The following is a 17,601-nucleotide window of genomic DNA, read 5'->3' on the forward strand; positions in this document are numbered from 1 at the left end:
ACAAATGAACAACAACATTAACAATCACTTAAGGTGAAGTTAATTTTACTTCATGTTAAAAATTATTGACATTAGGTGTATAATAATTTACATTATAAATGAGCAAATAAACGTTGGGGAGGACTTCTATATGGCTCATCGTTCAAAAATTGCATTACTGTCAATCATCGTCCAAATACTCACCTTTAGTTACTTATACATTAAGAACAATCAAACATTGCAAAACGCACAATCGCTTGAAACTGAAATCTTAGTCTGGTCAAGTTTTTTTCTAAAATTACTTGGTCTTTCTATTGCGATTATTATAATCATGACTATTGTCGTCAATATTTTTACAAAGATATTATCAAAGGAATCTGTTTTTACCGTTACAGATGAACGTGATCATTTGTTTGAAGCTAGGTCTGTTCGAAATTTCAGTTACGTTTTTTCATTAGGCTTTTTCTTAGCTATGATTCTTGTCTTCATTACCCGATCAGTCACACTTTTGTTTCATACTTTTGCTTTTTCTTATTTTGTATCTGGCATCATTCTTTACCTTTCATACATTTTTTATTATGAAAGGGGCTATTAGATTTGAGTAGCAAAACAAATGTCAAAAATAAAATTCGCTATTATCGATTTATGAATGGAGAAATGACCCAGCAAGAGTTAGCAGATAAACTAGGAGTGAGTCGGCAAACGGTTATCGCCATTGAAAATGAAAAATATTCACCGACTTTAGACCTCGCCTTTCAAATTGCAGAAATTTTTAATCAGCCTTTAGAAGAAATCTTCTATTATCAGCGACTAAAAAGTCGGAGAAGGAGTGAAAAAAATGAAAGCTGTAGTTTGTAAACAATATGGTGTACCAGAAGTGCTGACCGTTTCAAATGTCCCAGAACCAACGATAAAATCAAATGAATTGTTAATACGTATTAGAGCCACTGCTGCCAATAGTGGTGATGCACGAATCCGAGCACTCGATGTTCCCAGGATGATGAAGGGGATGATGCGTCTCATTTTGGGATGGAATAAACCTCGCAATCCCATTTTAGGAAACGTCTATGCTGGAACTGTCGAAAAGATTGGAGATGGGGTTTCAAAGTTCCAAGTAGGCGATCGTGTTTTTGGTTCAACTGGATTTAAAAGTGGCGGATACGCTGAAAAAATTGCCGTAAAAGCAACAAGCCCAATTGCCAAAATGCCTACTAACGCCACGTTTGCAGACGCAGCGACTCTCCCCTTTGGCGGACAGACCGCTCTTCATTTCATCGAAAAATTAAACATTTTACGAGATGGAACTGTGCTTGTTTATGGTGCATCAGGTGCAGTTGGAACGATGGCCCTTCAACTATTATCTATAAAGGGAGTTCAAGTCACTGCTGTATGTAGCGAACGAAACCATTCACTAGTTACATCTCTTGGTGCAGACCGAATTTTAGACTATCAAAAAGGGAATGGATAGAAGATTTAACGACATATGATTTCATTTTCGATTGCGTAGGAAAATTATCTAAAAAAGAAGCAAAACTTAGATTAAAAACAAATGGAACGTTTGTTACTGTTGGAGGAACGGAAGTTGCAAAGGAATCAGCACAATTCTTACAAGAGCTTGCAGCACTGCATGAAAACAATCAAATCAAAGCAGTTATTGATCGCACGTATCCATTAGAGCAAATCGTTGAAGCTCATGAATATTTAGACACAAAACGTAAGCGAGGAAATATCATTCTAACCATTGATTGATCCTTATAGAGCCTTAAAAGAGACAACGATCATCGTACTGATGACCGTTGTCTCTTCCATGTTAGTCCTTAACCATTTCAACAATCTCTTTTAATTCAGGATTAAATCCTTTTATCGCTCTATCTTCATAGACTGTCACAGGAATACCCATAAATCCATACTTTTCAACTTCCTTTTGATACTCTCTATTCTTTAACACGTCTCTTACTTCAAAAGAAATACCTTCATCTTTTAGCATTTGTTTTACATACGAACATTCCACACAGCCATCGGCTGAGTAGACAACTACTTGTTTACTCACTATAATGCCCCCTCACTTATATATAGTAAGTATTATACAAGATTAGATTAGCTTATGTTAATCCTAATGCTCAGTTTCTATTACTCTCTATTGATCAACTAGATTTACTTGCTCGCCACCTTTTATTTCATAGATCTTATTATCCACATTCAGCCATACTGAAGCTGAATTTGGATTATAAACAAATTGACTATTTGCTGAAAACTTAAGATTTCGGAACGCTTTTAAATAGTCTACTATTTCAATATTTGTCGCATACCAAATATCATCACGGCCTCCGACCAACTGACAAAATGATTCGATCACATCCCAATTTTGGTCTTGATCAAATTCATAGCTATGCCCCCAAACGTAGAGCATATACAAATACTGCTGCTTATGAAGCTGAATAAACTCTTTAGCTATCTTTTCTAGGTTGTGCTTATGATGACACGTTGGATTCCACTCCAAAAAGTCATCTGGCATCGCAAATGTACCTGTACTATGTACAGTACGAGCATATTCAATACCTAAATGAGGCAAAAGCCCTTTAATCATCTGATTATAGGAGCCGTTCGGATAAGACATCCCTCTAACAGGATAACCGACAGCATCTTCTAACGCTTTTCGGTCATCAATGATTTCCTCAATTAGCTGCTCCTTCGGCGATCTAGCTATAGTAGGGTGAGTAACTGTATGAGCAGATACTTCGTGGTTATCATAAAGCTTGGCAATTTCATCTAGGGGAATACGGTCGTCTATTCCACATTCACTTAATCCAGAGTTTAAATGAAACGTACCTTTTAGGCCGTACTCATTAAAGAGAGACACTAACCTTCGATCGGCTAATTTACCATCATCATAACTGAGCGTTACCACTTTATGCTTCCCCTCTGGAAACGTTACCATTACTTTTGGCAATTGAATCACCTCAAAAGTGAAATTTGAAGAATCTTAATTCTCCTTGCTTTCATTATACAACGCTTCCATCGATTTACCTATCTCGAGTATATATGCCTCTTCCTCAGAATTAAAAAAGGTCGGAAATTGAAAATTTAGTTCTTCTGAGTTTTGTATATCATCCACTTGTTCAAGCTGCTTCGCAAATTCCTCAGGATCATCTACATGTTTTAATGCCAAATCAGTTAGTTTAGCGAGTAAATCGAACGCTTGAGGTGATTGAGGCGGAACCCCTTCTTTCATTAATTTCTTTACCTTTTCCAGAATATCTAATATCTCAATATCAATCTGTTGACGTTGCTCTTTAGAAAGGGAATAAAATTGTTCGACTACTTCTTCTGAAAAGTACTCTTTCATCCACTCCTTTTGATCATCTTCATGCTCCATTTGATAAAGTAATGAAGACAGCACCGTCCACGTTAAAGGCTTTCCCTCTTTTATTAATAATTGAACACGTTTCACTGCATCTATAGCTCGATTCAATTCATCCCTTTTCTCCATTAACATTTTTAACTGTAATGGCAACGATTGTTCTAAATGTTCTACAGATTTGGATTCACTTTGTAGTAAACTCTTTATCTCTTGTAGCGAGTACCCTAGAAATTTCAATGATTGTATTTGCTGTAATTTTGCTAACTCCCCCAACCCATATATGCGATGACCTAAATGATTTTGTCGAGATGGCACAAGCAAACCTAACTCTTCATAAAATCGCAATGTCCTAACCGTAATTCTCGCCCGTCGGCCAAACTCACTAATCGTAAAAGTTTGTTCTTGATTTTCCATAACAAACATCCCTTTCCTCTGTTATACAATCACATTAACATATGACGTAACGGAGGGCACAAGGGTTAGATTTCATTATCTCACCATGTGAAGAAAGCTACTGTTTTACGTTTAGGATGATGCCATTGTCTTCTTTTTATCTAATAAATACTGAATGAGATACAATATATACGACTTATAATGTAAGTATAGGAAAAACTGGAAATTGCTCAATCGTTTCAATTTAGCAATTTTGAACTTACGTAAAATATTTATAAAGATGAACGCAAAAAGACCATTAGCGATTGCATTTATGAACACAAATTTTTTGAAATTACCGAACGAATATTTTAGAAACCACATGGATATTGGCATATATGGTCCAATAGTAAAAGGAAGTTCATCCCTTAGAAATGATTTTTCTTTCTCGTAAAACTCCCACCATTCTCTCTTGTGACCATACATATGGTTAATGATTTCAAAAATGACAATGCAAAAGCTCGCTAACGAGTGTTTTTTTAAGCTTCTCTTTCCGATAAATACTAATGATAACCACGGTATGATGATAAATAGTATGTTAAATACAAAGTGCCTTTTTGTTATCATAGGCCATCGCTCCTTTTAAATCTCTTCTTTAAATTATCCAACTAAACAAAAAAAAACCGCTATTTAGCGGGATTTTATATTAACAGTATTTTCATATTATATATCGTTATCTACCCGACGCTCCCAATGGCGATGTACTGCAATCGCATCAGCAAAGTCATCCACAAAAGCTCTCATATCGTCTGCTAAAACGACACCAATGCTTTGACCAATTTCCTCTGATTGTAACCACCTTTGCCCATCATGAGTTGCCCCAATCGGTTTATAATGTGAAAAAGCCTCATATATAAAGAAACCAGCCTTTTTATTAAAGTCTAAGGAGTCCCTACTTCCTCTCACGATATAAACCGCATCAAATAACACAGATTCAACCGTTAAAAACGTATGGTCCACTTCAAGCTCAGTCCCGTCTGATCCAATAACTTTCCCTAACGTTTCGCTAATTATTTCTGGTTGTATGCCCCTTTGCCCCAATTTCTCTAACACATACTTTACATCTCGACCTTGAAACCCATCAGTTAGAATAACAGCTACTTTTCGCATATTAGGACGAAACGTTGTGTTCAACTGACTAAGTGCCGGAGATGATTTTGTCGTACTGACTTCAACATGATCTTTTGGTGGCCTAACACCGATGTAGTTCGCAATTGATGTAGCTAGTTCCATATTAACATGAGCAAACATATCAACTACTTGCTGCTTTACTGATTCACTCTTAACTTTCCCAAGTTCAAAATTAAAAGCTTCTTTAATATGCTCTCTCTCAGGTTGACTCATACTATTCCAAAAAAGGGTCGCTTGCTTAAAGTGGTCTTTAAAGCTCTCACTTCTTGAGCGAATTTTCCGCCCCTCCACTTTTTCCTGATAATGAACATATCCGCCCTGTTCTTCGCTGGCTGGAGCTGGTGTATTGCCCGCCAATGAATTTTTATGATAGCTTACAGTTCCTACATTGATCGTTTGTCTGTGAAATCCATCGCGTTGATTATTATGAAAAGGACAAACCGGACGATTAATCGGGATCTCATGAAAATTTGGGCCACCAAGTCGGATAAGCTGTGTATCTGTATATGAAAATAAACGACCTTGCAAAAGTGGATCGTTTGTAAAGTCAATTCCAGGAACAACATGACCGGGATGAAAAGTTACCTGCTCTGTCTCTGCGAAGACGTTATCGACATTCCGATTCAAAGTCATTTTTCCGATTTTTCTAACCGGAACATCCTCCTCAGGCCAAATCTTCGTTGCATCTAATAGATCAAAATCAAAGCGAAATTCATCTTCTTCACGTATCAATTGAACACCTAATTCAAATTCAGGATAAATCCCTTTTTCAATACTCTCCCATAAATCACGACGATGGAAATCAGGATCGTTACCTGAAATCTTTTGTGCTTCATCCCATACAAGTGAATGAGTTCCTAGTGTTGGCTTCCAATGGAACTTGACGAAATGAGCCTTTCCTTCCTCATTGACAAAACGAAAAGTGTGCACACCAAACCCTTCCATCATTTGAAAGCTTCTTGGGATGGCACGGTCTGACATTAACCACATGACCATATGTGCCGTCTCCTGATTATTGGCAACAAAATCCCAGAAAGTATCGTGGGCAGAAGAAGCTTGAGGAATTTCATTATGAGGCTCAGGTTTAATTGCGTGTACGAGATCTGGAAATTTAATCGCATCTTGAATAAAAAAACGGGAATATTATTACCGACAAGATCATAGTTTCCTTCTTCCGTATAAAACTTTGTTGCAAATCCTCTGACATCACGGACCGTCTCAGCAGATCCTCGAGAGCCTACTACAGTTGAAAATCGGACAAAAACAGGTGTTTTTGCTGCTGGATCTTGAAGGAATTTCGCCTTCGTATAGGTTTTCAAGCTTTCATATACTTGGAATTCACCATGAGCAGCAAAGCCACGTGCATGAACAACCCTTTCCGGTATCCGCTCATGATCAAAGTGGGTCATTTTTTCTCTAAAATGGAAATCTTCCATTAACGTAGGACCACGCTCACCAGCTTTTAACGAAAACTCATCTTCTGCCATTTTAAGCCCTTGGTTTGTCGTGAGTTTTTTTCCTCTATCATCAACGCGAAACAGCCCTAGCTGCTCATCTTTACTCTTGCCATTATGATCAGTCTCTCTACTCAATGTGCATCGTCCCCTTTCGGTAAATCGTATGAATTGCCAGCTTAAATTATTCAAAATTAAAAAGGACGAATCTCTGTTTAAACCTCAATTTATTTCATCTATTCACTAACATCTTATTAATGAAATCTAGTAAATGAACTTAAATCAAAAACTAAAAATAATTAATTGATCAAAAATTGTTTCATTAAATATATAAAAGGGTATATACATATTGATTGTAAGGATTTATTTTTTTATTGAAAAAGGAACCACTCTATTATCAATTAAATCTCCTTAATCGAAAATCAAAATAATAAATTTTTCACTTTATAATAGAGAAAGTCAACAAACGTGAGCATTACCGATAGCTTTCATACACGTAAAACAATAAAAAAAATAATTTTTAAAAATATAAGCTATTATTCTTTCTTTTTTAGAATTTATTTATTATAATAATTACATAATAATAATTATTGTCATTTAACTCACATTTTAAATTAAGAGACATAATTATTAATTTTATTGATTTTCTTTAGGAGGGAAAATAATGGACGTTAAGAACACAACTGGTGGAAAGTGCCATTCAATCATGGGAGTATGACTAGCCACAAATCAAATGGTACGACTAATAGAGACTGGTGGCCAAATCAATTAAGCTTAAATATATTACATCAGCATGACAGAAAGTCTAACCCTATGGACGAAGACTTTAATTATGCAGAAGAATTTAAAAAGCTAGACTATGAAGCTCTGAAAAAGGATCTTCACGAATTAATGACAGACAGCCAAGACTGGTGGCCTGCTGACTACGGCCATTATGGTCCTTTCTTTATCCGTATGTCATGGCATGCAGCTGGTACATATCGTATCGGTGATGGTCGTGGTGGTGCTAACACAGGTAATCAACGTTTCGCTCCACTTAACAGCTGGGAAGATAACGGAAACCTTGATAAAGCACGCAGACTGCTTTGGCCAATTAAACAAAAGTACGGAAATAAAATTTCTTGGGCAGATTTACTCGTTCTAGCAGGTAATGTTGCTATTGAGTCAATGGGGCTTAAAACATTTGGTTTTGGAGCTGGGCGTGAAGACATCTGGCATCCAGAAGAAGATATTTATTGGGGTTCTGAAAAAGAAATGCTAGGCAATAATCGTTACTCAGGCGATCGTGAGCTTGAAAATCCACTTGCTGCGGTTCAAATGGGACTTATTTATGTAAATCCAGAAGGTCCAGACGGTAAGCCTGATCCAATAAAAAGTGCTCGAGATATTCGCGAAACATTTGGGCGTATGGGAATGAACGATGAAGAAACTGTTGCTCTAATTGCCGGTGGACATACATTTGGTAAAGCACACGGCGCAGGAGATAAATCTCATGTTGGACCAGATCCAGAAGCTGCCCCAATTGAAGCACAAGGCTTAGGTTGGCTAAGCACTAACGGTAGTGGTAAAGGTGGCGACACCATTACGAGTGGTCTTGAGGGTGCTTGGACTGCTAACCAACGCAATGGGATAATGGTTACTTCGATTTATTATTCGGATACGAATGGTGGTTAACTAAGAGTCCTGCAGGAGCGTATCAGTGGATGGCTGTAGACCCTGATGAAAAAGATCTTGCTCCTGATGCAGCAGATCCATCTAAGAAAGTTCCAACAGTTATGTTTACAACTGATTTAGCATTACGTCATGATCCAATTTACGAGAAGATCGCACGTCGATTCCATAAAAATCCTGATGAGTTTGCTGATGCCTTTGCACGTGCTTGGTTCAAATTACTTCACCGTGATATGGGGCCAAAAGCTAGATATCTAGGCCCAGAGGTTCCAGAAGAAGATTTAATTTGGCAAGATCCGGTACCTACTGTCGATTATGAATTAACAGATGCAGAGGTATCTGAGCTAAAAGAGAAGATCCTTAATTCTGGACTATCAGTTAGCGAGTTAGTTACAACTGCTTGGGCTTCTGCTAGCACGTTCCGTGGCTCAGACAACCGTGGCGGTGCCAATGGTGCCCGCATCCGTCTAGCTCCGCAAAAGGATTGGGAAGTGAACCAACCTGAACAGCTAGATAAAGTGTTGAATGTATACGAAGAAATCCAAAGCCAAGTTGATAAAAAAGTTAGCATCGCTGACTTAATTGTATTAGGTGGTAGTGCAGCAATTGAAAAAGCTGCTCAAGAAGCTGGCTTTGATGTGACTGTTCCATTTGTAGCAGGTCGCGGTGACGCAACTCAAGAGCAAACAGATGTAGAAAACTTTTCAGTACTTGAGCCAGTCGCTGATGGTTTCCGTAATTATCAAAAGAAAGAATACAGCGTGAGTTCTGAAGAACTTTTAGTAGATAAAGCACAATTACTTGGCCTAACGGCACCAGAAATGACTGTTCTTATCGGTGGTATGCGCGTTCTAGGAACAAACTACGGTGATACAAAACACGGTGTATTCACTGATAGCGTAGGTACACTTACGAACGACTTCTTTGTGAACTTACTTGACATGGGAGTTGAGTGGAAGCCGGTTGACGGCAGTGTATTCGAAGGTCGTGATCGTAAAACTGGCGAAGTTGTTCATACTGCAACTCGTGTTGACCTAGTGTTCGGATCGAATTCGATTCTACGTGCGATTGCTGAAGTTTATGCACAAGATGACCATAAAGGGAAGTTTGTCAAAGACTTTATCAATGCTTGGGTTAAAGTGATGAATGCTGACCGTTTTGATCTTAATCGCCAAGATTTGAAAAAAACTCAACTAGCAAAATAATGAAATAAACCGCCGTCTAATCAATGACGGCGGTTATTTTTGTTTATACGTTTTTTGAAGACGAAGTAACCTTGCTTAAATTCCCATCAAAACATGATTGACTAACTTACGTATTTCTATTTAACTTTTCTTATCTCTATTACTATCAATAATAACTTTGCTAAAGCCATTTAGATCCTTTTTATTATTTCTATTATTTACTAATGCTTGGAGCAACTTTGTTTCCAAACTCGTCATTTATCCATTCAAATTTATCCCCAGATTTCTTTTGAGATATCGATGATATACTTTAACTTCGCCCATTGCTCATCTTCTGTTAATATATTTCCATGATGTGTAGATGCAAAGCCACATTGAGGACTAATGCACAATTGCTCTAGTGGCACATATTGTGTCGCCTCTTTTACACGAGCTTTTATCGTTTCCTTATCCTCTAACTTCCCATGCTTTGATGTAAACAAGCCCAATACAACGTAAGCTCCTCCATTAGGGATATATCTCAACGGTTCAAAATCACCTGAACGGTCATCATCGTATTCTAGGAAAAATGCATCTACTTTTTCTTTCGCAAATAATGTTGGAGCAATTTTTGCATAGCTTCCTTCAAAAGCCCATTTCGAACGATAGTTACCGCGACAAAGATGAGTAGTGACAATTAAATCCTCTGGCTTGCCTTCCAACACACCATTTGCCACCCGTAATGCTAAATCAATTAATTCTTCTCTAGAAAAACCACTATCATTAAATGGAATACCCTCCGAATTAAGTCCAGCTATATATACGTCATCTAGTTGAATATAACGGCAGCCTGCATCATAAAATGCTCTCAGGGCATCACGGTACGTTTGAATAATATCATTTGCGTATTCTTCAATATCTGGATAAATGTCTATGTTGCGAATTCCAGCATTAAATAATTGATTCGGACTTGGAATCGTTTGTTTTGCAACTGCTCGGTCTCCAACCATTTCTTTAAATTGGATAAATTCTTTAATATGTGGATGATCGACGTTAAACGCTATCTTCCCGTTTACACGTATATTATATCTTTCAGTTTCCTCACCTTTGAACTGATAACCACGTTCAGGAACATAGCCTTCTACCCCGTTTAAATGCTCTAGAAAATCAGTATGCCAAAATCTTCGACGAAATTCTCCATCTGTAACAGCTTCAAGTCCAACCTCAATTTGCTTATCAATCACTTTTTTAATTTCTTCTGTTTCAATTGTGTGTAATTGCTGAGCCGTAATAGTTCCCTCTTGAAAATCCTTTCTAGCCTTATGAATCCTTTCCGGTCGTAGTAAACTTCCTACGTGATCTGCTCTAAATGTAACGTTGACTTTTGTTTGTGTCATAACAATTCTCCCTCTTCCTTTTGTTTTCTTTATATTTCTAACTTGAGGTAAGTGTAGCATGGAAAAATCGTTATACTGTAACACAGAAAATCTATCTCTCGTTATAGCTTTCACCTATAATTGATTCAGTTCTTCTTGATAGAGTCTTTTAAATACTGTATATAAATGTTTGCTAACGTACTATGTGTCACATTTCTATGAGTGATGTAGCCAACATTAATTCGTTCATCTACCTTCAAAGGAACAGAAATAATATCCTTGCTATTTAATTTATGACTGATGACGCCAGTTGAAATCGTATAACCATTTAAACCAATTAATAAGTTAAATAACGTGGCTCGATCCGTAACACGTATGTTTTTCGGTCTAGAAAGAGTGCTAAGAATCTCTTCCGAAAAATAAAAGGAATTATACTCCCCCTGCTCATACGAAAGATACGGATATGGTTCCATGTCCTCTAAAGTAACATAATCCTTTTTCGCAAGTGGGTTCGTAGAGCTAATAAAAACATGGGGATCGGCTGTAAATAGTTTATGAAACTGTAAATTTCCTTCTCTCAAAAACTTTTGAATAACCTTTTGATTAAATTCGTTCACATATAAAACACCAATTTCACTCCGCAAATGTTTCACATCATCAATGATTTCATAGGTCTTCGTTTCTCTTAAAGTAAAATCGAATTCGTCTCGATCGTATTCTTTTAACAATCGTACAAATGCACTCACTGCAAAAGCATAATGCTGAGTAGACACAGAGAAATGCTGCTGAGTAGATCGTTCTTTCATATAACGTTTTTCCAAAAGCTCCCCTTGTTCAACAACCTGTCTAGCATAACCTAAAAACTCAGATCCTTCTGGAGTAATCGTTATCCCTTTATTCGATCGGAAAAAAATCGTGATCCCAACTTCATCCTCTAGCTCTTTAAGTGCGTTTGAAAGACTAGGTTGGCTAATAAATAGCCTTTGTGCCGCTTTATTAATCGACCGGCTTTTTGCTACTTCGATCACATATTTTAGTTGTTGTAACGTCATGTTTAACCTCCATTGTTAATAAAACATTATGTGAAATGATTTATTTTATCGTTTGTAAATTAGATATGTTTAACTCCTTAATTATAACTCCACACTGTTTACTAACGCCATTAAAGCAGCACCGCTAATAACAGATGAACGTATCAGTCTAGGTCTTTCTATCATATAAGCACGTTCAAACACTCCCTATATATGCGACAGAAACCTGTGTCAGCGAAAAAAACAGGAGACTAAAAGGTTATTTCCAATTACTAATTTTCGATAGCTCGATCAAAAATCCTTCTCACAAGATCCCTTCCATCCAAAGCTGCTGCAGTCCCTAACGGCCCCATTTCCCCAAAATATTTATTACATTCTCTTCTATCATTAACAACCTTGCATGCCTGTTCGTCCTAAGCAAGGTGAGGACCCTGGTTTGCATGAGACTACTGATTGTATTGAAGATAGAGAACGGTTACCATCGACTGCAACAACGGTATACAACTCTCTCGTTGAAATAATAACCGTTTTTTTGTAAGAAGAAGGACAGAGTTGCCATAGAAAAAACACCTCCAAATGTCGACTATTACTTTATACGACTTTGGAGGTGTTAATACCTGCATCTTATTATTCAGTCACTCTAGTTTATGTCGTTCTGAACATGACATAGTTTGTCTATTTTGCCCCAACCTCTTGATCTCATTTTGAAACTAGAACGCAACTTATGCTCTTATTCTTGACGACCTTTTCCAAGCCATTGTAAATCCACCAGTGTGAACTGGTGGTTTACTCTGTGGCTTGCCTATTCATGTCTTTCACAGGGCATAGGTGGAATGAAATGAGTTTTTTTATACCACACCCCCGGCATAGCAAGGGGTTTTCTAAACCATAAAAAAATGGATTTGGTTTCAAAGATGATAACCAAATCTATTTTTTGTTCCGTTTAGGGCCTAATTTAATTCAGAATAACCATAACTGTTCCAACATTACATGTAAGAAACATCCATTGACTAAACTGATAACTAAATAGTTAGGAGTAATAAGTAAGGCTAGAGTGTGCGTACTACTTTCCTTCTGAAGAGAAGATATACCCAGTACCTACCCAATCATCGGTTGCTACTTCTTCTGTCAAAAAGTTCCCTCGTGTATACTTATCAATTACCTTCTTCCAAAAAGTAAAAGATACATGATTTTCAGGATGCACGAGTACTTCCCAATTCCCTTTAAATTGATCAAAGACTTTATGAGCGACTTTCTCTCCAACGCCTAGCTTTCTATATTTACGCATGATAAAAAATTCTGCTATAGAACGTGATGGTTTTTCTTTCAATACATAGCAATAGTCATTTATTAGCACAAAGCCTGCTAGTTTCCCGTCAACTGTAACAAAAAACGGCACTCTGCCATCTTCAGTCCAATAATGATCAAAATATCGGTAACCATAATAGCCGTGCATATCCACATCGTTACCATTAAACTCACTAAAATCATACTCATATAATTCTATTAACTGCCTAAGAACAGATTTTTCACTATCCTCGACTAACTTGATTTGAACATTTCCATCCATAATCATTCCCCATATCATCATTAAATTTTTTTATTAATTATTAAAAAACCATCCCTAGGATTTCATCCACCCACTCAGTTTTTTCTTCTAACCCAACTTTCTTACAAAGACTCCTATGCGTCTTTTTAAATTCTGGAATCATATTTTGTATGACCCGCATTAATTGAAAAGGATCTCTACTACTATACCAATCTGCTAAAAGTGCGAGCTGCCATTTCTCCAATTCACTTCGTTCACCTTCGTATTTCGCCCAATCCCCAAATGCATTAGGTTGTAATCCTTTATCCATATACCAGGCAGTTGCCATAGAAAACCGTAATTTATCCAAGCATTCTAGTGCATAATACATTTCCTTTCTTTTCACTCTACGATAAGCCTCGTGAACATAGGCAAAGAATTTTGTTCGCCATATTTCCACTTCTTGCACAGTGGGATGATAAACCAGTTTTTTTGATTTTTCCAATACAGCTTCCATGAACCCTTCTTTATCATAAAAAATACAAATGTCTTGCAGCCATACAGATGGTTGAATATCTTTCATTTTATAATAGAAAGTATCAACCTTTACGAACGTATCGAAATGAGCAATACTATAATTTGTCCATGGTAGGTCTTCATAATACAGTACCTTCCCCCAGTTTTCCGCTCTCGCTTTTTTATTCAATCGATATTCTTCAAACATCGCATCTATCACAACGATTCGAAGGTCAATATCGGAGTATAAATCCGTATTCTGTTTACCTAATGATCCTCCGTAAAACACTGCTATTACATTTTCGTCTATTTTTAGGTCCTGTTCGATCCAATTCATGAGCATTTTGCGATGCTTAGGTATTTTCCAATCGCGTTTGTTATGATTATTTATAAATCCCACACATTTCTTAACACTCTCCTTTTTCTATTTGTTGTTGATTTTCAACTAACGTACAGCAACATTTCAAAACGATTACTCATATATTCTCCTTTAACATTAACCCACCTGAGAATCATTCTTCCATATTTCAGTCATTCATATATTTAGTGCGGCCTTAACTTTTTTTTAAGGATGGTCTCAACCAATAACACATTCATTTTATGATAATTTAAGCCATTACATCATAGATTCAATTATCACCTAACCAATGAATTCTATAAAAGCAGGCAAAAACCTCCACATAAAAGACAACAATCGCAATTGAAAAGAATGATTTGTGCTCCTATACTGCTATACTCTAAGAAAATAGAAATGGAGGAGAATGATAATGGCTAATATTGAACAACTACAAACCGTACATGCACCTGCAGCAAAAGTATATAAAGCTTTAACGACTACTGAAGGGTTGTCTGAAATTTGGACCCGTGAGCTTACAGTGTATGAACACGTTGGAGCAGTCAATGAGTTTCATTTTGGGGATAACGATTTAACGAAGATGAAGATAGTCGAGTTAACGCCATTCAAACGAATCGAATGGCTCTGTACAGAATCAGACATAGAATGGACCGGTACGAAGATAACTTTTGATTTAAATGAAAAAGGCAGTATTACAAATATCATTTTGCGTCATATGAACTGGAAGGAAATCACAGACTTCTATCGTTTCTGCAACTACAATTGGGCGATGTTTTTATATAGTCTTAAAAGGTATTGTGAAGAAGGGACTGGACTTCCTTATCAAGATCGGAAATTCTAAACCTCACATATACTCTAATGTCCGAAAAATGTAGCCTTAACTTACTGTTAGGGGCTATTTAATGTTTAAATTACAAACTATTACCAATTCACCAGTAAAAATTTAGATTTCTCTATAAAATTACTTTTGTCCTAATTATGAGCATCACCTCCAAGACAAACGAACCTATTAAGTAATATAAAAAACCAATTTTTGTAAAAATAAACATTCATCTCATAAATAAATAATATATTTCACTCAATACTTTCTTCCCTATCCATTCATTTACTTTCATTAGCTCAATTCTCCCCATGGAACCTTTGGAAAATGACATACGTAGAAGAAAAAGCATAAACAAAATCTCTTCTTTCTTCCTATTTATAATGAGATTCTCACGAAAAGTAATTCGTTCATACTTGAATCTCATAAACAATGCATTTACGAAAGGAGGTGTATAGTAGGTTGCCGCTTATGAAAGGAAGTTCTATTTACATGGCAACAACATATAGGTTCCGAGGTTTGGTTATGCAAAGCTATTTTAGATTGGTCGATAAAGCAATCATTATTATTAGATTCCAATAATCATTAATTATAAGGAGGGATATGATCATGTCTTCAATTGACTTAATTAAAAAGACATTGCCATTTATCTACGTTCGTCTTGGGATTTATGGTGCAATTATAGTAGGTTCATTTCTTTATGTATTAATCGTATCACTGATTGGATGGCAAATATTTAAATTCATGGGGGAAGGGGCTATTCTTCCGGTTATTATCCTTACTCTCGTTTCTCTACTCGTAGGTTTTGGTATCATTAAATGGGTTGAACGATATTTCATCTACTTAGTAAAAGCCGGACATATTTATGTCATGACTGAATTATTAACGACTGGAAATATACCTGAAGGAAAAAGCCAATTAGGCTACGGTAAAGATAAGGTTGTTGAAACCTTCGGAAAAACGAGTGTGTTCTTTGTAATAAATACATTAGTTGATGGGGCTGTTAGACAGATTCAAAGGTGCTCATGCGAACTGCTGATTTCCTAAGTTTTATCCCACAAGCAAAATCTTTAATAGGTATCATCTCACGAATTATCGGAACATCCTTACAATATGTCGATGAAGCTGTTCTAAGCTACACGATGAGATTTGAGAAAAATGGCAGGAGCGTTTGGCGTAATTCTGGTGACGGGATTGTTTACTATGCTCAATCATGGAAAGGAATCTTAAAAACGGCGGTTATTATTGTAGCTTTAAAAGCAGCAATTTGGTGGGGAAGCTTTTTCGGAGGTATGTTCCTTATTTCTAGTATTGTTACTTTTGAAGGTAATTTAGCTGTATTAAATATCTTACCATTGATCTTCGGGTTCTTCTTGGCATCTGGCATGAGTAAAGCTTTTGTCGATCCTATAGCAACAGCATTAATGATTAAAGAGTTCCACAAAAATATCGAAAATAAAGAACTTTCTTTTGACTTAAGCCAAAAAATTTACGACAACTCTTCAAAGTTCCGTCAGTTAATTTCAAAAGAAAAAGAAGAAACAAAACAACAAAACATACAGTAAGACTAAAGAAAATAACCACTACTATAGCTTTTAAGAAAGTTCACCGTGGTATAACAGGAGGTCATTTAATTATGAAGCTTAAAAACACTATTTTAGGAATATCTATACCATTACTATTAGCGGGGTGCATCACAATTGGTGAAGAAACAGAACCAATGTCTAATGAGCCCGATGAGACTGAAGATCTAACGAATGATGAAGTAGAGCTTGAAACCCCCGAAGAAGAAACGAATGAGGAAGAATCAGCTCTAGATGAAAGTGCGGTAAGTGATGTGCCTGAAACAGATGAAGAACTTCCAGGCTTAAATTTAACAGTATTAGAATTAGATAAACTCCTCTACGATCTCGAGGAAATTGAAGGTTATGATCCAAGCAAACATATTGTGTTAGAGTATGATCAAACATTATTTTTCTCAAATGATATTTTGTCTGATGTTTTAAATTTAAATGTTAACTATGATGCTGATAATTTCTTCTCCGAAATTTTCGAAGGAGAAGGTACGTACACACATGAGATGGTCAATACTGATCGTTCATCTAGTATTCTAGAAGTGAATGAATATTGGAGATTTGATTATGATGATTATTGGACTTCGCCAGGAGACACTAACTATAACTATTTAGAATATGACGGACAACTGTTTATACCTGATAGAGTCGTAGAAATGATTGGAGATACACCCGTATATCGAGATCGACAAGCAAACATTATTGAACTAGGTGAGTCTTCTACTGAGGTTTATTTAAATACTTTAAATTATAATGATCGAAGCCATACAACTGCAACTCCAAGGGATAGTTTAACTTTCGAAGGAGAGAATTTAGGACCAGGATTTGATTTAGAGATTGGATATTTTCATATGATCTCTAGTGGTGGACAATTAATTATAGACACTGAGGGCAAAAAGAAAACAGCATATCTAACTCTTAGCATTAAGGAAATTCCATCAGGAAGTGACTCAACTGACATTTCGATTACAACTGGTCACGAAGGCAAAGAAAAGACCGAAGTGTTTACCGTATCTGAGGGAGATCAGAAAGAAATCGAAATTGATATTGGTGGCTCGAATTACATTAATATGGAGACAGATACAAAAATCATTATGTATCTAACTGGATATGTAAAATAAAGCATTGGTTACATACCGTCCGTGAAAAAAAGGAACCTATACGCTTCACTTCATATTTAGTCATCATGAGTAACCGCCGTCAAATCATG

Annotated in this window: 16 protein-coding genes and 2 pseudogenes; 9 read left to right on the plus strand and 9 right to left on the minus strand. The window is 36.5% G+C overall.

Going from position 1 to position 17,601, the window contains the following annotated elements:
* The first annotated feature begins 130 nt into the window (after positions 1 to 130).
* From JCM19034_RS10565 to JCM19034_RS24900, 4 genes are read left to right on the plus strand one after another with little or no spacing between them, the layout of a single operon-like run.
* Complete coding sequence (locus JCM19034_RS10565; protein ID WP_062049566.1) at positions 131 to 574, plus strand: hypothetical protein; 444 nt, start codon at positions 131 to 133, stop codon at positions 572 to 574.
* A gap of 2 nt (positions 575 to 576) precedes the next feature.
* Positions 577 to 837, plus strand: coding sequence for a helix-turn-helix transcriptional regulator (locus JCM19034_RS10570; RefSeq protein ID WP_370621891.1), 261 nt, complete (start codon positions 577 to 579; stop codon positions 835 to 837).
* Positions 818 to 1,447 carry an NAD(P)-dependent alcohol dehydrogenase gene (locus JCM19034_RS10575; RefSeq protein WP_062049568.1) on the plus strand — a complete coding sequence of 210 codons (630 nt, stop codon included), beginning with the start codon at positions 818 to 820 and terminating at the stop codon, positions 1,445 to 1,447. The genes JCM19034_RS10570 and JCM19034_RS10575 overlap by 20 nt, the downstream gene beginning before the upstream one ends.
* A gap of 23 nt (positions 1,448 to 1,470) precedes the next feature.
* Positions 1,471 to 1,728 (plus strand): zinc-binding dehydrogenase, encoded by a 258-nt coding sequence (locus JCM19034_RS24900; protein WP_370621897.1) that lies wholly within the window; start codon positions 1,471 to 1,473, stop codon positions 1,726 to 1,728.
* A 61-nt stretch (positions 1,729 to 1,789) separates the two neighbouring features.
* On the opposite strand, the gene JCM19034_RS10580 is transcribed toward JCM19034_RS24900, so the two are convergent.
* The 5 genes and pseudogenes from JCM19034_RS10580 to JCM19034_RS24910 form a co-directional block, all read right to left on the minus strand.
* The gene (locus JCM19034_RS10580) at positions 1,790 to 2,029 is read right to left on the minus strand and encodes a glutaredoxin family protein (RefSeq protein ID WP_062049570.1); all 240 of its coding nucleotides are present in this window, start codon (positions 2,027 to 2,029) and stop codon (positions 1,790 to 1,792) included.
* 87 nt (positions 2,030 to 2,116) lie between these two features.
* Entirely contained in the window at positions 2,117 to 2,929 is an 813-nt protein-coding gene (locus JCM19034_RS10585) for a polysaccharide deacetylase family protein (protein ID WP_062049698.1), read from the minus strand.
* A 33-nt stretch (positions 2,930 to 2,962) separates the two neighbouring features.
* On the minus strand, positions 2,963 to 3,754 hold the full coding sequence (locus JCM19034_RS10590; RefSeq protein WP_062049700.1) for a MerR family transcriptional regulator: 792 nt from the start codon (positions 3,752 to 3,754) through the stop codon (positions 2,963 to 2,965).
* 681 nt (positions 3,755 to 4,435) lie between these two features.
* Positions 4,436 to 5,116, minus strand: coding sequence for a catalase-related domain-containing protein (locus JCM19034_RS24905; protein ID WP_370621898.1), 681 nt, complete (start codon positions 5,114 to 5,116; stop codon positions 4,436 to 4,438).
* A 201-nt stretch (positions 5,117 to 5,317) separates the two neighbouring features.
* Positions 5,318 to 6,390: pseudogene (locus JCM19034_RS24910) on the minus strand (catalase); the annotation flags it as partial.
* 681 nt (positions 6,391 to 7,071) lie between these two features.
* On the opposite strand from JCM19034_RS24910, the pseudogene katG reads away from it, so the two are divergent.
* Positions 7,072 to 9,233: pseudogene (katG, locus tag JCM19034_RS10605) on the plus strand (catalase/peroxidase HPI).
* Between the two features lie 251 nt (positions 9,234 to 9,484).
* Here katG and JCM19034_RS10610 read toward each other — a convergent pair.
* The 4 genes from JCM19034_RS10610 to JCM19034_RS10625 form a co-directional block, all read right to left on the minus strand.
* Complete coding sequence (locus JCM19034_RS10610) at positions 9,485 to 10,588, minus strand: 5-methyltetrahydropteroyltriglutamate--homocysteine S-methyltransferase (RefSeq protein ID WP_062049574.1); 1,104 nt, start codon at positions 10,586 to 10,588, stop codon at positions 9,485 to 9,487.
* Positions 10,589 to 10,713: 125 nt separating this feature from the next.
* Positions 10,714 to 11,619 (minus strand): LysR family transcriptional regulator, encoded by a 906-nt coding sequence (locus JCM19034_RS10615; protein ID WP_062049577.1) that lies wholly within the window; start codon positions 11,617 to 11,619, stop codon positions 10,714 to 10,716.
* Positions 11,620 to 12,661: 1,042 nt separating this feature from the next.
* Positions 12,662 to 13,168, minus strand: coding sequence for a GNAT family N-acetyltransferase (locus tag JCM19034_RS10620; RefSeq protein WP_062049579.1), 507 nt, complete (start codon positions 13,166 to 13,168; stop codon positions 12,662 to 12,664).
* A 40-nt stretch (positions 13,169 to 13,208) separates the two neighbouring features.
* On the minus strand, positions 13,209 to 14,042 hold the full coding sequence (locus tag JCM19034_RS10625; protein ID WP_197276392.1) for a hypothetical protein: 834 nt from the start codon (positions 14,040 to 14,042) through the stop codon (positions 13,209 to 13,211).
* Between the two features lie 367 nt (positions 14,043 to 14,409).
* Here JCM19034_RS10625 and JCM19034_RS10630 point away from each other — a divergent pair, with 367 nt between their 5' ends.
* From JCM19034_RS10630 to JCM19034_RS10645, 4 genes are all read left to right on the plus strand, one after another.
* On the plus strand, positions 14,410 to 14,838 hold the full coding sequence (locus tag JCM19034_RS10630) for an SRPBCC domain-containing protein (protein WP_062049581.1): 429 nt from the start codon (positions 14,410 to 14,412) through the stop codon (positions 14,836 to 14,838).
* Between the two features lie 588 nt (positions 14,839 to 15,426).
* Entirely contained in the window at positions 15,427 to 15,864 is a 438-nt protein-coding gene (locus tag JCM19034_RS10635) for a hypothetical protein (protein WP_062049583.1), read from the plus strand.
* Complete coding sequence (locus tag JCM19034_RS10640; RefSeq protein WP_062049585.1) at positions 15,843 to 16,382, plus strand: hypothetical protein; 540 nt, start codon at positions 15,843 to 15,845, stop codon at positions 16,380 to 16,382. Before JCM19034_RS10635 ends, JCM19034_RS10640 begins: the two co-directional genes overlap by 22 nt.
* Positions 16,383 to 16,453: 71 nt before the next feature.
* Entirely contained in the window at positions 16,454 to 17,512 is a 1,059-nt protein-coding gene (locus JCM19034_RS10645; RefSeq protein WP_062049588.1) for a hypothetical protein, read from the plus strand.
* Positions 17,513 to 17,601 lie beyond the last annotated feature (89 nt).

Origin of the sequence: Bacillus sp. JCM 19034, assembly GCF_001310635.1 — a bacterium.
Taxonomy (GTDB): domain Bacteria; phylum Bacillota; class Bacilli; order Bacillales; family Bacillaceae_D; genus Halalkalibacter.

What these genes read in the sequence shown, in the direction of transcription:
- JCM19034_RS10630 (WP_062049581.1), top strand. Translation starts at nt 14,410, where the DNA reads ATGGCTAATATTGAACAACTACAAACCGTACATGCACCTGCAGCAAAA.
- JCM19034_RS10635 (WP_062049583.1), top strand. Translation starts at nt 15,427, where the DNA reads ATGTCTTCAATTGACTTAATTAAAAAGACATTGCCATTTATCTACGTT.
- JCM19034_RS10620 (WP_062049579.1), bottom strand. Translation starts at nt 13,168, where the DNA reads ATGGATGGAAATGTTCAAATCAAGTTAGTCGAGGATAGTGAAAAATCT.
- JCM19034_RS10565 (WP_062049566.1), top strand. Translation starts at nt 131, where the DNA reads ATGGCTCATCGTTCAAAAATTGCATTACTGTCAATCATCGTCCAAATA.
- JCM19034_RS10615 (WP_062049577.1), bottom strand. Translation starts at nt 11,619, where the DNA reads ATGACGTTACAACAACTAAAATATGTGATCGAAGTAGCAAAAAGCCGG.
- JCM19034_RS10575 (WP_062049568.1), top strand. Translation starts at nt 818, where the DNA reads ATGAAAGCTGTAGTTTGTAAACAATATGGTGTACCAGAAGTGCTGACC.
- JCM19034_RS10610 (WP_062049574.1), bottom strand. Translation starts at nt 10,588, where the DNA reads ATGACACAAACAAAAGTCAACGTTACATTTAGAGCAGATCACGTAGGA.
- JCM19034_RS24905 (WP_370621898.1), bottom strand. Translation starts at nt 5,116, where the DNA reads ATGAGTCAACCTGAGAGAGAGCATATTAAAGAAGCTTTTAATTTTGAA.
- JCM19034_RS10645 (WP_062049588.1), top strand. Translation starts at nt 16,454, where the DNA reads ATGAAGCTTAAAAACACTATTTTAGGAATATCTATACCATTACTATTA.
- JCM19034_RS10640 (WP_062049585.1), top strand. Translation starts at nt 15,843, where the DNA reads ATGCGAACTGCTGATTTCCTAAGTTTTATCCCACAAGCAAAATCTTTA.
- JCM19034_RS10590 (WP_062049700.1), bottom strand. Translation starts at nt 3,754, where the DNA reads ATGGAAAATCAAGAACAAACTTTTACGATTAGTGAGTTTGGCCGACGG.